Source organism: Streptomyces sp. GESEQ-35 (genome assembly GCF_017948485.1).
Classification (GTDB): Bacteria; Actinomycetota; Actinomycetes; order Streptomycetales; family Streptomycetaceae; genus Streptomyces.
Genome location: NZ_JAFFSX010000003.1, coordinates 349813 through 363412, shown reverse-complemented (window position 1 = coordinate 363412; position 13600 = coordinate 349813). Strand labels below are relative to the sequence as shown.

The window sequence follows — 13600 nt, the reverse complement described above, 5'->3', positions numbered from 1 at the left end:
CCTACCCCGCCTCCTCGTACAGCTCGAACCAGATGCTCTTGCCCTCGCCCCGTGGGTCCACGCCCCATGCGTTCGCCAGCAGTTCGATGAGCATCAACCCGCGTCCGGAGGAGGCCAGTTCGCCGGGGCGGCGTCTGTGGGGGAGGTCGTCGCTGGTGTCGGTGACCTCGACGTGCAGGCGGCGGATGGCGGCCTCGCCGGTGACCTCGGCGAGCAGGAGGGCGTCGGCGTCGGTGTGGACGAGGACGTTGGTGAGCAGCTCGGAGAGGAGCAGGACGGCGGAGTCGACCTGCTCGGGAGAGGCCCAGTCGTGGAGGAGTTCGCGGAGCTGCTGGCGGGCGGTGGCGACTCGCTCGGGCTCCGCCTGGGCCACCGAGAGCATCGTCCGCCGTACCGGGTGACGTTCGAGGACCGACGTGTCCTCGTGGTCGCAGCCCTTCCCCTGCCGGCAGAGCAGGAGTACGGCGATGTCGTCCTCGCGGCGGTCGGCCAGTGGGCCGGTGGTGTGGTGGGAGGAGGGGCCGTGCACCGCCTGGACCAGGGCGTCGGAGAGCTCGTCCAGGTCGCCCTTGTGTTCCTCGAGGATCGTGCGGATCCGCTGCCAGCCGGTCTCCAGGTCGTGCCCGCCGGTCTCGATCAGACCGTCCGTGCAGATCATCATCGTCTCGCCGGGTTCGAGGGTGAACCGGGTCGTCGGGTAGTCGGCGTCCGGGTCGATGCCGAGCGGCAGGCCGCCCGCCGTGGGACGCGTCAGCACCGTGCCGTCCGCCATGCGGATCGCCGGGTCGGGGTGCCCGGCGCGGGCGACGTCCAGTGTCCCGGTCACGGGGTCGGCCTCGGCGTACAGGCAGGTCGCGAAGCGCAGGTCGTCGTCGTCCGAGGTGATCCCGTGCAGAAAGCGGGAGGCGCGGGAGAGCACCGCGTCCGGGCGGTGGCCCTCGGAGGCGTACGCCCTGAGCGCTATCCGGAGCTGGCCCATCAGGCCCGCCGCCCGCACATCGTGGCCCTGGACATCGCCGATGACGAACGCGAACCGGCCGGAGGGCAGCGGGATCATGTCGTACCAGTCGCCGCCCACCTGGAGGCCGCCGCCGGTCGGCACATAGCGAGCGGCGACGCTCATGCCCGGTATCTCGGGGCCGAGCGTGGGCAGCATCGAGCGCTGGAGGCCGTCCGTCAGCTCCCGTTCCGACTCGGCGAGCCCGGCCCTGGACAGGGCCTGCGCGAGCATCCGGGCCACCGTCGTCAGCACGGACCGCTCGTCCGGCGTGAACGCCACCGGGTAGGTGAAGGCCGCCATCCAGGCGCCCATCGTCCGCCCGGCCACGGTCAGCGGCAGGAACGCCCACGACTGGCGGCCGAAGTGCTTGGCCAGCGGCCAGGTGACCGGGTAGCGGGACTTGTACTGGTCGGGCGTGGACAGATAGACGGCGCGGCCGGTGCGGACCACCTCCGCCGCCGGGTAGTCGGTGTCCAGCGCCATATGCGAGAAGGGGCCCTCGTCGCCCGGCTGGTGCCCGTGGTGGCCGATGATCGTCAGCCGGTCGGCCTCCACGCCGAAGACGGCCAGTCCGTCTGGTGAGAACCCCGGCATCGACAGGGCCGCCGCGACCCGCAGCACCTCCGACGTGGAGCGCGCCTCGGCCAGCGCCCGGCCCGCGTCCAGCAGGAACGCCTCCCGGGAGCGCCGCCAGTCGCCGGTCACCGCACGACGGCCCGCGGGGGTGCCCGGCTCCGGTTCGGTGACCTCCTGGAGGGTGCCGATCAGCTCGTACGCCCGTTTCTCCGGGTCGAAGGACGGCTTGGAGCGGCTGCGTACGGTGCGGATGTTCCGGCCCTGTCCGTCCATGATCCGGATCCGAACCTCGGCGAGGGTGCCCTCCGCCACGGCGAGCTGGACCACGCCGGTGATCTCGTTCCAGTCGACCGGGTGGAGCCTGGCCCGCGTCTGGGCCTCGGTGAGGGTGGTCTGCTCGGCGGGCAGCCCAAGCAGCCGAGCCGCCTCGGCATCCACCGTGACCTGCCCGGTAGCGGTGTCCCAGTGCCACACGCCGGTCGCGAGGGTGGCAAGGACCTCCCCCACGGGAGGCAGGGACTCACCAGTGCGCATTGGCCCACTGTATGGAGAGGTGATCGAAAGGTGCCACTGAAGCGGAGCTTCGGCTTCGTCGCCGTGACCGGCGTTATCGGTGGGAAGGCCGTCCCGGGCGGCCGGTACCCTGGGGGTGTTTCACGTGAAACGACCCCGATCTGCGAAGGCTGGATGAACGACGATGCATCGGTACAGGTCCCACACCTGCGGCGAGCTCCGCGCCTCTGACGTCGGCACCGACGTCCGGCTGAGTGGCTGGCTGCACAATCGGCGCGACCTGGGCGGCATCCTCTTCATCGATCTGCGCGATCACTACGGCATCACGCAGCTGGTCGCCCGACCGGGCACGCCCGCGTACGAGGCCCTGGACAAGCTCTCCAAGGAGTCCACCGTCCGCGTCGACGGCCGGGTCGTCTCCCGCGGCACCGAGAACATCAACCCCGACCTGCCGACCGGCGAGGTCGAGGTCGAGGTCTCCGAGGTCGAGCTGCTCGGTGCCGCCGCCCCGCTGCCCTTCACGATCAACACCGAGGACGGGGTGAACGAGGAGCGGCGCCTGGAGTACCGCTTCCTGGACCTGCGCCGCGAGCGCATGCACCGCAACATCCTGCTGCGTACGTCGGTCATCTCGGCGATCCGGCACAAGATGACGGCGCTGGGCTTCAACGAGATGGCGACGCCGATCCTGTCCGCGACCTCCCCCGAGGGCGCCCGCGACTTCGTCGTCCCTTCCCGTCTGCACCCGGGCAAGTTCTACGCGCTGCCGCAGGCCCCCCAGCAGTTCAAGCAGCTGCTGATGATCTCCGGCTTCGACCGCTACTTCCAGATCGCGCCCTGCTTCCGTGACGAGGACGCGCGGGCGGACCGCTCGCCGGGCGAGTTCTACCAGCTCGACGTCGAGATGAGCTTCGTGGAGCAGGAGGACGTGTTCCGCCCGATCGAGCAGCTCATGACCGAGCTGTTCGAGGAGTTCGGCGGCGGCCGCCACGTCACCTCCCCCTTCCCGCGGATCCCGTTCCGCGAGGCGATGCTGAAGTACGGCTCCGACAAGCCGGACCTGCGCGCCCAGCTGGAACTCGTCGACATCACCGACATCTTCGAGGGCTCGGAGTTCAAGGCCTTCGCGGGCAAGCACGTCCGTGCCCTGCCGGTGCCGGACGTCTCCACGCAGCCCCGGAAGTTCTTCGACCAGCTCGGCGACTTCGCGGTCACGCTCGGCGCGAAGGGCCTGGCCTGGGTGCGCGTGACCGAGGACGGCTCGCTGACCGGCCCGATCGCGAAGTTCCTCACCGAGGAGAACGTCGCCGAGCTGACCAAGCGCCTGTCGCTGGCCGCCGGGCACGCCGTGTTCTTCGGCGCGGGCGAGTTCGACGAGGTCTCGAAGATCATGGGCGCGGTGCGGGTGGAAGCCGCCAAGCGTGCCGGGCACTTCGAGGAGGGCGTCTTCCGGTTCTGCTGGATCGTCGACTTCCCGATGTACGAGAAGGACGAGGAGACCGGCGCGATCGACTTCTCGCACAACCCGTTCTCCATGCCGCAGGGCGGTCTTGAAGCCCTTCAGACCCAGGACCCACTGGACATCCTGGGCTGGCAGTACGACATCGTCTGCAACGGCGTCGAGCTGTCCTCCGGCGCGATCCGGAACCACGAGCCCGAGATCATGCTCAAGGCCTTCGAGATCGCCGGGTACGACCGCGAGACCGTCGAGGACAAGTTCGCCGGCATGCTGCGCGCGTTCCGCTTCGGCGCCCCGCCGCACGGTGGTATCGCGCCGGGCGTCGACCGCATCGTGATGCTCCTCGCCGACGAGCCGAACATCCGCGAGACGATCGCCTTCCCGCTCAACGGCAACGCCCAGGACCTGATGATGGGCGCGCCGACGGAGCTGGAGGAGGCGCGGCTGAAGGAGCTGCACCTGTCGGTGCGGAAGCCGCAGCCGAAGTAGGGCCTCAGGGCCTGAGGGCTTTACGAGGGTGGCTCGGAATCGGCGCCGATTCCGAGCCATTCTCATGTGACCCTCATGAATCACAGGCCTTTGACAGGTCCCGTTCATATTTTTCAGGGCCATGACGGAAACCAACCAACAGGCAGCAGCAGAACGGGAATTGACGCGCCGTAAGGTCGTCGTCGCCGGAGGTGCGACGGTCGCGGCAGCGGGCCTGGCCGCCGGCCTGGGAGCGAACGCCTTCGCGGGCGACGCGAGCACCGGCGGTCCCGCCACCGACGCGTGCTACTTACTGACCACGGAGACCACCGAGGGCCCGTACTACATCGACGCGGACAAGATCCGCCGGGATGTCACCGAGGACCAGGAGGGCATCCCGCTGATGCTCGCCCTCAAGGTGATCGACGCGGAGACCTGTAGACCGGTACGGAATGCCGCGGTCGACATCTGGCACTGCTCGGCGACAGGCATCTACTCGGGCTACGAGGACATGGGCAACGGAGGTGGCGGCGGGACCCCGCCCACCGACGCCCCCACCGGCCCGCCTCCCTCCGGTGGTCCCGGCGGTCCCGGCGGCCACCAGGAGCCGACCGACGACGAGCGCTATCTGCGCGGCACCTGGCGTACGGACAAGCACGGCCAGGTCACCTTCAGGACCGTCTTCCCGGGCTGGTACCGGGGCCGCTGTGTGCACATCCATGTGAAGGTCCACGTGGACGGCACCTGGACGGACGCGGGTTACGAGGGCGGCCACACCTGTCACACGGGCCAGCTGTTCTTCGACGAGGAGTCCGTCCTGGCCTCCGCCGAGGTCGAGCCGTACTCGGCGAACACCGCCACCCGCACCACCCTCGACGAGGACACGATCTACCCGGACAACGGCGCCGAGGGCGGTCTGCTGTACCTCCGCTACGACGAGCGGCACATCGCACGTGGCGTCCACGCCCGCCTGACGATGGGCGTGGCTCCGGACGAGAATGAAAATGGGTAAGGAAAGCCTTACCTAATTTGTTTGTGAAAGGGGCTCGAAATCACCGTAGATATCGAGCCCCTTTGCCTTCTCATGAAAAAGCACAGTCCTTTCCCATGGTCCTGACAGCCCTCTTACCTAGCGTCCTGGCCATGACGGGAAACGAGAACCAAGGACCGGCGCACAAGCGGAACGTGACGCGGCGCAAGGTCGTCGTTGCAGGTGGAGCGGCCGTGGCCGCCGTGGGTGTCGGCGGCACCCTGGCCGCGACCGCCAACGCCGGCCAGAGCGGAAAGGGCGCCGCGGCGAAGGCGTCCGCGAGCTCCACGTCGGCTGAGACGTGCTACACGCTCACCTCGGAAACCACCGAGGGGCCTTACTACATCGACGCCGACAAGCTCCGTACGGATATCACCGAGGACAAGGAGGGCATTCCGCTGACCCTCCGTCTCAAGGTGATCGACGCGGAGAACTGCAAGCCGCTGAAGAACGTGGCCGTCGACATCTGGCACTGCGACGCGCTGGGCATCTACTCCGGCTACGAGGACTCCTCCACGGGCGGTGGCGGCTCCGCCCCGACCGACGCCCCCTCCGGTACGCCGACGGGTGAGCCCCCGTCCGGCGCGCCCTCCGGCGGCACCGGTGGGGGCGGCGGCCACCAGGAGCCCACCGACGACGAGCGCTACCTGCGCGGCACCTGGAAGACCGACAAGCAGGGCATCGTCACCTTCAAGACGGTCTTCCCGGGCTGGTACCAGGGCCGTTGCGTCCACATCCACACCAAGGTCCACGTGGACGGCACCTGGACGGACGCCGGCTACGAGGGCGGGCACACCTGCCACACCGGCCAGTTCTTCTTCGACGAGGAGTCCGTCCTCGCCTCCGCCGAGGTCGAGCCGTACTCCACGTCCACCACCGAGCGCACCACGCTCACCGAGGACACCATCTACGACCAGTCCGGCACGACCGGCGGTCTCCTCAAGCTGAAGTACAACAAGAAGAACATCGCCAAGGGCGTCATCGGCACCATCACGATGGGCGTCGCCCCGGACGAGACCCACGACAGCACGGACACGGTGCCGGGGGCTTCGGCGTCGGCGTCGGCGTCCGCGTCGTAGTCACCGGTACGTGAGCGAGGGCGCCCAGGACGTGAAGTCCTGGGCGCCCCGCGCTGTTTGGGCTCGCGTGGTTCCGCTACCTCGCCACGAACTGAGTGAGTATCGCCTGGACTTCGTAGATGTCGACGCCCTTGGTGAAGGTCTTCTCGATCGGGGTCTGGGAGCCCGAGAGCCAGATCTTCAGCTCGGCGTCGAGGTCGAAGGTGCCGGCGGTCTCCACGGCGAAGTGGGTGATGCTGCGGTACGGGATCGAGTGGTACTCCACCTTCTTCCCCGTGATGCCCTGCTTGTCGACCAGGATCAGACGGCGGTCGGTGAACAGTATGGTGTCGCGGACCAGCATGTACGCCGCGTGCACCTGCTCGCTCTGACCCAGCAGACGTGCGTAGTCGTGCTGCGCCGCGCCCGGGTCTATGGTGTGCGCGTTGCCGAACAGTGCCATGGATGGATCCCCCCATTCAGTTGGCTCACGTGATCTTCGCGATGTGTATCCCCTGGGCAGCTGCGCGTACAGAGGATCGAGGGCTTCGGATCACCCAGATTGCGTCAGGCGCTTGCTGACGGTTCGTTGAACAGATCCATCGCGTCGGTGACGGTGACGGCTCGGTCGAGGAACCGGGTGAGTGCATCCGCGTCGGGGCACGTACTGAGGGCGCGGTAGATCTCGGTGGAGACGGGGATGCCGCGTGTCTCCAAGACCCGCAGAACGGCTGCGCCCCAGGCCGACACGTAGCCCGCTACAAAACCCTCGGTCCACTCGGTGGCGTGCTCCTGGGATCTCCTGCCCACCTTGCTGCGCACGTCGGCCAGCTGCTCGAGCGATAGCGAGCCGCGCTGTCTGAGATCCTCAAGCCCCGACTGGAAGTCGGCGACGACCCGGTTCGGCGGTACCCCCAGTGCGAGGGTCACCGCCGTGAACCGGACGAGGTTGTTCAGGTCTGGATGTTCGTCCAGCTCGTCGTCCAACGTTCAGGCCTCTTCAGGAGCGTTCCGCGGAACCTCCGCGTCCTCGGCGAACAGATCCTCCGCGCGCATGACCGTGCGGGAACGCTCCAGCCAGGCGCCCATGCGGTCGGGGTCGGTGCAGGTGGTGATGCGTTCACGCACACTGTCCGGTACGGGGATGCCGCGCACCTCCAGCACGGACAGGATCCCCTTCGCCTCGCCTGCGGCCTGGCCCTCCAGGTAGGCCGTCTCACGGACTGTTCCCCGGCCGGGGAAGTAGCTGACGAACGACATGATTTCCTTCCATTTCTGTCCGGCGGGGGTGTTCCCCAGGTTGATTTCCAGGAAGTCGAAGAAGTACCCGGCGGTTTCGGGGTCCGTTTCCCGGAGTTCGTGGAGGGCCTTCTCGATTGCCTCCAGTATGGCCTCACAGTCGGCGCTGCGGGCGTGTGCCAGGGCGGAGAGCACGGCCAGTGCGAGGTTCTTCGCCGCGGTCCGGGCATCGGTGATCACCGGTAGGTTGTCCGGCCCGGCGACCAGGGGAAACGTCCGCTGGGCAGTCCAGCCGCGGGTGCCGCAGTCGAAGGGGCCCGCCGCCCACTTGGCCGTAGCCATGTCCTGGCAGACCACCAGAAGCAGCACGGGCAGGCCGTACTTCGCCTGGAGGTAGGCGACGTAATACGCCCAACTCGCCTCCTTGCCCGGGACCTTCTTCGACTGCGACTCTATGGCGAGCAGGAAGTCCTCACCGTCGGACGGGCCGATGCGCAGAACGGTGTCCACGCGACGCTCCAGCGGCCGAGCCTCCGTCACGTCCGTGGTGACGGCGTCCACCGTGGCCTTTGCGGGTAACGGGACGCCCAGCACCCCGAAGACGGGAGCCAAGATCTCGGGCCGCTCCTGGAAGATGCGGTGCATGCCCTCGTGAGCTGATGTGACCATGTGTGCAACCTAGGTTGATCAAGGGGTTGGCTGGTCGGGGGATTGGGATGCGTTCACCCTTTCGAGCGGCGGGGAAACGTTCACGCCGCCGACGTCAGCTCGCACCACACGTACTTGCCTCGGTTGCCGTGTCTCGACAGGGGCTGCCAGCCCCAGAGGCCGGCGCAGGTTCGGACGAGGATGAGGCCGCGGCCCGCTTCGAGGTCGGTGATGTCGGCCAACGTGCCTGGAGGTTCCGGGGGTTCCGGATCCGCGTCCCATGCGCCGATCCGCAGCACGCCGGCCGACCAGCGGACGCGGAGTGCTGCGGGGCCCTTGGTGTGGCATACGGCGTTGCTGATCAGCTCCGTTGCGAGGAGTTCGGCCGTGTCTACGAGGGTGATCAGGCCGTGCGCGGTCAGGATCAGGCGGAGGGTGCGGCGGCAGATGGGGACGGCTCGGAGGTCGTTGGGGATGTAGAGGGAGTACTCCCAGGAGTCTCCGGATTCGGTTTCCGTTTCGGGCATGCGTCAACTCCCGGTTGGGTGGAGGGGGTTGCGGATGGGCGGGCGGTGGCAGTGCCGCGGCCGTCATGGCAGGGCGGAGCGGTGCGCTTCCGGGGTCCCGGTTCCGCAGGGTGTGCGTCGCGTCACTGACGGTAGAGAATAAAGTTAGTCCGCCGCAACTCCTTGTCGTAGTCTGGTCACTCGATGTGGTGGCCAATCGGCGGATGTACGAGTGCCGTTGGGGAAACGAGGAGGCGCGGGTGCCGCGGAAACAGCCGACGGTTCGGCAGGAGCGGCTCGGCCGTGAGCTGCGCAAACTGCGGGAGGCGGCAGGCCTGACGGCCCGCGAGTCGGCCCGGAGGCTGGGCACGATTTCGGTGACGATGAGCCAGATCGAGTCCGGTGTCTCGGGGGTCAGCGAAGCGCGGGTACGGCGGATGGCAGCTCAGTACGCCTGCGCAGATCACGAGTTGATCGATGCACTGGCGGAGATGGCGACGGATCGCACGCGTGGGTGGTGGGAGGAATACCGGGACGAACTACCGGCGGAGTTCCTGGACTTGGCGGAGCTGGAGCATCACGCGCACTTCATGCAGGTGATCGCGACTGCCCACGTGCCGGGGCTGCTCCAGACCGAGGACTATGCACGGGCGGTGTTCGGATACTGGGTTCCGCCACTGCCCGACCCTGAGCTGGAGTTGTGGGTCGCCTACCGTATGCGGCGCCAGCAGGTGCTGTCGCGAGAGGATCCGGTTCCGTACGAGGCGGTCCTGCATGAGTCCGTACTGCATACCCGCGTCGCGGACCGACGGGTGGCTCGTGATCAGCTCGACGAGCTGCTGCTTCGGTCGGAGCACCCAAATGTCACGGTGCGGGTGATCCCCTTCGACGTCGACGGATTCGGCGGAGCGAGTACGTCCTTGGTGTATGTCGGCGGGCGGGTGCCCGCCTTGGACACCGTGCAGCGGGACGCATATTACGGCTCGGCCTTCGTGGACGCCTTTTCTCAGCTCCAGGCCTTGCGAACGTTCTTCCGTAAGGTGGAGTCGGCATCCCTCGACTCACGCAAGTCGCGGGACTTCATTCACCGTCTGTCGAAGGAGCTGTAGACGTGACCCAGTGGCAGAAGTCCACGTACTCCGGCGGCGGGGCAGGCAACGAGTGCGTCGAACTCGCTCACGGCGAAGCCACGTTGCTCCTCCGTGAAAGCGACGACCCCACCCGAATAATCACCGTCACCCCCACCGCCCTCGCCGCCCTACTGCAGCGCACTCACGTGTCGTACGTGCCGTCCCACGGTGGGCCGAAGCCCAGGTGGTCCGGGTAGAGCTCCGCCCAGGGTTCGCCCTCGTCCTCTTCGGTCACCAGGCCGAACAGCACGTCGTCGACGGTGAGCTGGAAGGGGCGGATCGCGATGTCCGTGTAGGTGCGGCGGGGCAGTGCCCTGAGCAGGGTCGCCAGATGGGCGCGGGCCCGGGGCAGGACTGCCGGGGTGCGTTGCTGCTCGGCCCAGGTGCCCGCGCACAGGATCTGCGAGTCGCGGTATATGCCCTTGGCGTCGAAGGTGTGCAGCGCTGCGTAGAGGCGCTTGTGCTCTTCCCAGCCGGCGTCCAGACGGAAGCCCTTGGGGAAGGCCCAGGCGACCGTCCCCAGGAACTGTCCGTCCGCGTAGTGACCGATGGCCTCCGTACGGCCGTGCGGCTCGTAGGCGATCGGGATGACCTCAGGTACTGCCATGGCGGAGACCTTACGGTCGTGTCCTGGGCGTCGTGCAGTCAGGGCACACACAGGATCGACCGCTCGGGCAACTTTCTCTCTTCGTCCGCGAGTTGATCACCGCTTTCTCACTCCTACTCGCCGCCGAAGCGCTCCTTGTACGTCTCCAGGTCCTCGTCCGTGAGCTTGGCGAAGAGGACCGGGGGGACGGTGAAGGGGGCGCCGGCGGGGACCGAGTTCAGTGTCTTCGCCTCGTCGGTGCTGACCCAGGTCGCCGTGTCTTCCGTCAGGGAGAACGCCTGGCGCATGGCCGCCGAGGTCGTCGGGATGAAGGGCTCCGAGATCACCGCGTAGAGGTGGATCAGGTTCATCGCCGTACGGAGGGTCAGGGCCGCCCCCTCCTTGTCGGTCTTGATCTCCAGCCAGGGGGCCTTCTCCTCCAGGTAGGAGTTGCCGGCCGACCACAGGGCGCGCAGCGCGGCCGCCGCCTTGCGGAACTGGATGGCCTCCATCTGCTCCTCGTACTCGGTGAGCAGACGCGCGATCTCCTCGCCGAGCTTGGCCTCCGCCTCGCCGGGCTCCGCGCCCGCCGGGACCTCTTCGCCGAAGCGCTTCTTCGAGAAGGAGAGGACTCGGTTGACGAAGTTGCCGAGGGTGTCCGCCAGGTCCTTGTTCACCGTGGCCGTGAAGTGCTCCCAGGTGAAGGACGAGTCGTCCGACTCCGGGGCGTTGGCCATCATGAAGTAGCGCCAGTAGTCGGCGGGGAGGATCTCCAGAGCGTCGTGGGTGAAGACGCCTCGCCGCTGCGAGGTGGAGAACTTGCCGCCGTAGTAGTTCAGCCAGTTGAAGGCCTTGATGACGTCGACCTTCTTCCACGGCGCGCGGGTGCCCAGCAGGGTCGCCGGGAACATCACGCTGTGGAAGGGGACGTTGTCCTTGCCCATGAACTGCGTGTACTGGACGTCCGCGTCCGACTTCCACCACCAGGAGCGCCAGTCACGGTTCTCCGGGTCCTGGTCCGCCCACTCCTTCGTCGCGCCGATGTACTCGATCGGGGCGTCGAACCAGACGTAGAAGACCTTGCCCTCGGCCGCCAGCTCCGGCCAGGTGTCCGCCGGGACCGGGACGCCCCAGTCGAGGTCGCGGGTGATCGCACGGTCGTGCAGGCCCTCCGTGAGCCACTTGCGGGCGATGGAGGACGCCAGGATCGGCCAGTTGTCGGCGCGCTCGTCGACCCACGCCTCGACCTCGCCGGCCAGGGCCGACTGGAGGAGGAAGAGGTGCTTGGTCTCGCGGATCTCCAGGTCGCTGCTGCCGCTGATCGCGGACCGCGGGTCGATCAGGTCGGTCGGGTCCAGGACGCGGGTGCAGTTCTCGCACTGGTCGCCGCGGGCCTTGTCGTAGCCGCAGTGCGGGCAGGTGCCGATGATGTACCGGTCCGGGAGGAAACGGCCGTCCGTGACCGAGTACACCTGGCGGATGGCCCGTTCCTCGATGAAGCCGTTCGCCTTCAGCTCGCGGGCGATCTCCTGGGTGATCTCGCGGTTCTGCGGGGAGGAGCTGCGGCCGAAGTAGTCGAAGGCCAGGTTGAAGCCGTCGTAGATCGCCTTCTGCTGGTCGTGCGCCCGTGCGCAGAACTCGTCGACCGGCAGGCCCTCCTCCTTCGCGGCCAGCTCGGCGGGGGTGCCGTGTTCGTCCGTCGCGCAGATGTAGAGGACGTCGTGGCCGCGCTGGCGCAGGTACCGGGAGTACACGTCCGCCGGGAGCATGGACCCCACCATGTTGCCCAGGTGCTTGATCCCGTTGATGTACGGAAGGGCGCTGGTGATGAGGTGTCGAGCCATTGCGGGCTGCTCCCAAGTCGCTACACGGGGTGACGGTTTCGGTGTGTTTCGACCGTCTACGAACCTTGAAATCGTAGCCGACGGGCAAGGGGCGCCCGCCTCCCGTTTTACGGGGTGACGGGCGCCCCATGGGGTGCCGGGCCGTTGCGGTCCGCTACGGACGCCAGGTCGCCAGTACGCCCTCGTAGAGCTCCGCGTCCGTGAGTTCCTTCGGGGCGGGGCCCGCGTGGAAGAAGGCCGTGTTCTCGGTCTTCAGTTTGCGGAGGTAGTCGAAGGCCTTGTTGTCGTGCTCGCCGAAGGCGACGAAGGAGAAGAAGAGGGCGGGGTGGGTCTTCGCGGCTTCGGTGAGGGACTGGGTGGCGGGGGTCTTCGCGTCGGGGGCGCCGTCGGTCTGGAAGATCACCAGGGCGGGGAGGGTGGTGCCGGACTTGGTGTAGTGGGTGGTGATTTCTTCCACGGCGGCGTGGTAGCTCGTACGGCCCATGCGGCCGAAGGAGGCGTGGAGGTCGTCGATCTTGGTGGCGTGGTCGGGGAGGGTGAGGTCACCCGTGCCGTCCACTTCCGTGGAGAAGAACGTGACGTGGACGGTGGCGTCGGGGTCGAGGTGGGCGGCGAGGGCGAGTGACTGGTCGCCGAGGGCCTGGGCCGAGCCGTCCTTGTAGTAGGCGCGCATGGACGCGGAGCGGTCGAGGACGAGGTAGACCTTGGCCTTGGTGGTGGTGAGGTTGTGGGTGGTGAGGGTGGTTTCTGCTGCGGTGTAGGCCGTCCGCAGGGTGGTGGGCACCAGGCTTTCGGCCTGGTTGTCGCTCCCACCCGCACCGCCCGTGCCGGTTTCGTCGTCGGGTGCGGGTTCCTCGGTGGCCGGCTCCGGTTCGGCCTCGGCTTCGCCTTCGGCCGGGTTGTTCCCACCCGCACCACCCGTGCTGGTTTCGTCGTCGGGTGCGGGTGGCCCCTGTGGGGTGTCCTCGCCATCGGCGGCGAGCGGTTCGTTCACCGCGGCAGCCACGGGCTCGGGCTCCTCGGCAACCGGCTCCTCAACGGCCGGCACCTCGGTCACCGGTTCCTCGACTACAGGCGCCTCGGTCACCGGCTCTTCAGCCACCGGTTCCTCGGTCACCGGCGCCGCCGTAACCGGTTCCTCGGTCACCGGCGTCTCCGCCACCGGCTCTTCAGTCACCGGCGCCTCGGTCACCGGTTCCTCGGTCACCGGCGTCTCCGCCGCCGGCTCTTCAGTCACCGGCGTCTCCGCAACCGGCTCCGTAACCTGCTCCTCGGCCGTCGGCTCCCCCGCCGGCCTCGGCACCGTCACGTTGGTGAACGCTGCCGCGACGAGGTCGTGCTCGTCATCGTCGTCCGGGGTGGACGGGCGGGGCTCCGGGATGGAGGCCGTGGGGGTGGGTGGGGTGAGGGTCGGCTCGGGGGACGGGGAGGGGACCGTCGGTTCCGATGTCTGCGAAGGTGTCGCACCCTCTGCTTCGGTCGTGCGGGCTTTTCGGCTGCGGCCGAACGCGTTCCGCAGGAGAGTGAGAATGCCCATGTGCGC

Annotated in this window: 13 protein-coding genes; 5 read left to right on the top strand and 8 right to left on the bottom strand. The window is 68.1% G+C overall.

Features of this window, described 5'->3' with window-relative positions; all coding sequences use genetic code 11:
• Position 1: 1 nt before the first annotated feature.
• Entirely contained in the window at positions 2 to 2110 is a 2109-nt protein-coding gene (locus KCH87_RS08660; RefSeq protein ID WP_210585328.1) for a SpoIIE family protein phosphatase, read from the bottom strand.
• Between the two features lie 163 nt (positions 2111 to 2273).
• On the opposite strand from KCH87_RS08660, the gene aspS reads away from it, so the two are divergent.
• The 3 genes from aspS (at position 2274) to KCH87_RS08645 (ending at position 6125) form a co-directional block, all read left to right on the top strand.
• The gene (aspS, locus tag KCH87_RS08655; RefSeq protein ID WP_210585327.1) at positions 2274 to 4037 is read left to right on the top strand and encodes an aspartate--tRNA ligase; all 1764 of its coding nucleotides are present in this window, start codon (positions 2274 to 2276) and stop codon (positions 4035 to 4037) included.
• A 121-nt stretch (positions 4038 to 4158) separates the two neighbouring features.
• Positions 4159 to 5028 carry an intradiol ring-cleavage dioxygenase gene (locus KCH87_RS08650; RefSeq protein WP_210585326.1) on the top strand — a complete coding sequence of 290 codons (870 nt, stop codon included), beginning with the start codon at positions 4159 to 4161 and terminating at the stop codon, positions 5026 to 5028.
• Between the two features lie 131 nt (positions 5029 to 5159).
• Positions 5160 to 6125, top strand: coding sequence for an intradiol ring-cleavage dioxygenase (locus KCH87_RS08645; RefSeq protein WP_210585325.1), 966 nt, complete (start codon positions 5160 to 5162; stop codon positions 6123 to 6125).
• A 76-nt stretch (positions 6126 to 6201) separates the two neighbouring features.
• Here KCH87_RS08645 and KCH87_RS08640 read toward each other — a convergent pair whose 3' ends face one another.
• The 4 genes from KCH87_RS08640 to KCH87_RS08625 form a co-directional block, all read right to left on the bottom strand.
• On the bottom strand, positions 6202 to 6567 hold the full coding sequence (locus KCH87_RS08640) for a PH domain-containing protein (protein WP_210585324.1): 366 nt from the start codon (positions 6565 to 6567) through the stop codon (positions 6202 to 6204).
• Positions 6568 to 6671: 104 nt separating this feature from the next.
• Positions 6672 to 7091: a hypothetical protein gene (locus KCH87_RS08635; RefSeq protein WP_210585323.1), complete on the bottom strand. Its 420-nt coding sequence runs from the start codon at positions 7089 to 7091 to the stop codon at positions 6672 to 6674.
• Between the two features lie 3 nt (positions 7092 to 7094).
• Positions 7095 to 8012, bottom strand: a complete 918-nt coding sequence (locus KCH87_RS08630) for a hypothetical protein (protein WP_210585322.1) — start codon at positions 8010 to 8012, stop codon at positions 7095 to 7097.
• An 80-nt stretch (positions 8013 to 8092) separates the two neighbouring features.
• Complete coding sequence (locus tag KCH87_RS08625; protein WP_210585321.1) at positions 8093 to 8518, bottom strand: ATP-binding protein; 426 nt, start codon at positions 8516 to 8518, stop codon at positions 8093 to 8095.
• Positions 8519 to 8757: 239 nt separating this feature from the next.
• On the opposite strand from KCH87_RS08625, the gene KCH87_RS08620 reads away from it, so the two are divergent.
• Positions 8758 to 9606, top strand: coding sequence for a helix-turn-helix transcriptional regulator (locus KCH87_RS08620; RefSeq protein ID WP_308298783.1), 849 nt, complete (start codon positions 8758 to 8760; stop codon positions 9604 to 9606).
• Between the two features lie 2 nt (positions 9607 to 9608).
• Positions 9609 to 9824 carry a DUF397 domain-containing protein gene (locus tag KCH87_RS08615; protein WP_210585320.1) on the top strand — a complete coding sequence of 72 codons (216 nt, stop codon included), beginning with the start codon at positions 9609 to 9611 and terminating at the stop codon, positions 9822 to 9824.
• Here KCH87_RS08615 and KCH87_RS08610 read toward each other — a convergent pair.
• The 3 genes from KCH87_RS08610 to KCH87_RS08600 all read right to left on the bottom strand — a co-directional run bounded on the left by KCH87_RS08610 (position 9770) and on the right by KCH87_RS08600 (position 13594).
• Positions 9770 to 10234, bottom strand: coding sequence for a hypothetical protein (locus KCH87_RS08610; RefSeq protein ID WP_210585319.1), 465 nt, complete (start codon positions 10232 to 10234; stop codon positions 9770 to 9772). The two genes, KCH87_RS08615 and KCH87_RS08610, sit on opposite strands and share 55 nt — an antisense overlap.
• Before the next feature lie 113 nt (positions 10235 to 10347).
• A complete protein-coding gene (gene metG / locus KCH87_RS08605) occupies positions 10348 to 12057 on the bottom strand; it encodes a methionine--tRNA ligase (RefSeq protein ID WP_210585318.1) in 1710 nt (569 codons plus the stop codon).
• A 154-nt stretch (positions 12058 to 12211) separates the two neighbouring features.
• The gene (locus KCH87_RS08600; RefSeq protein ID WP_210585317.1) at positions 12212 to 13594 is read right to left on the bottom strand and encodes a VWA domain-containing protein; all 1383 of its coding nucleotides are present in this window, start codon (positions 13592 to 13594) and stop codon (positions 12212 to 12214) included.
• Positions 13595 to 13600 lie beyond the last annotated feature (6 nt).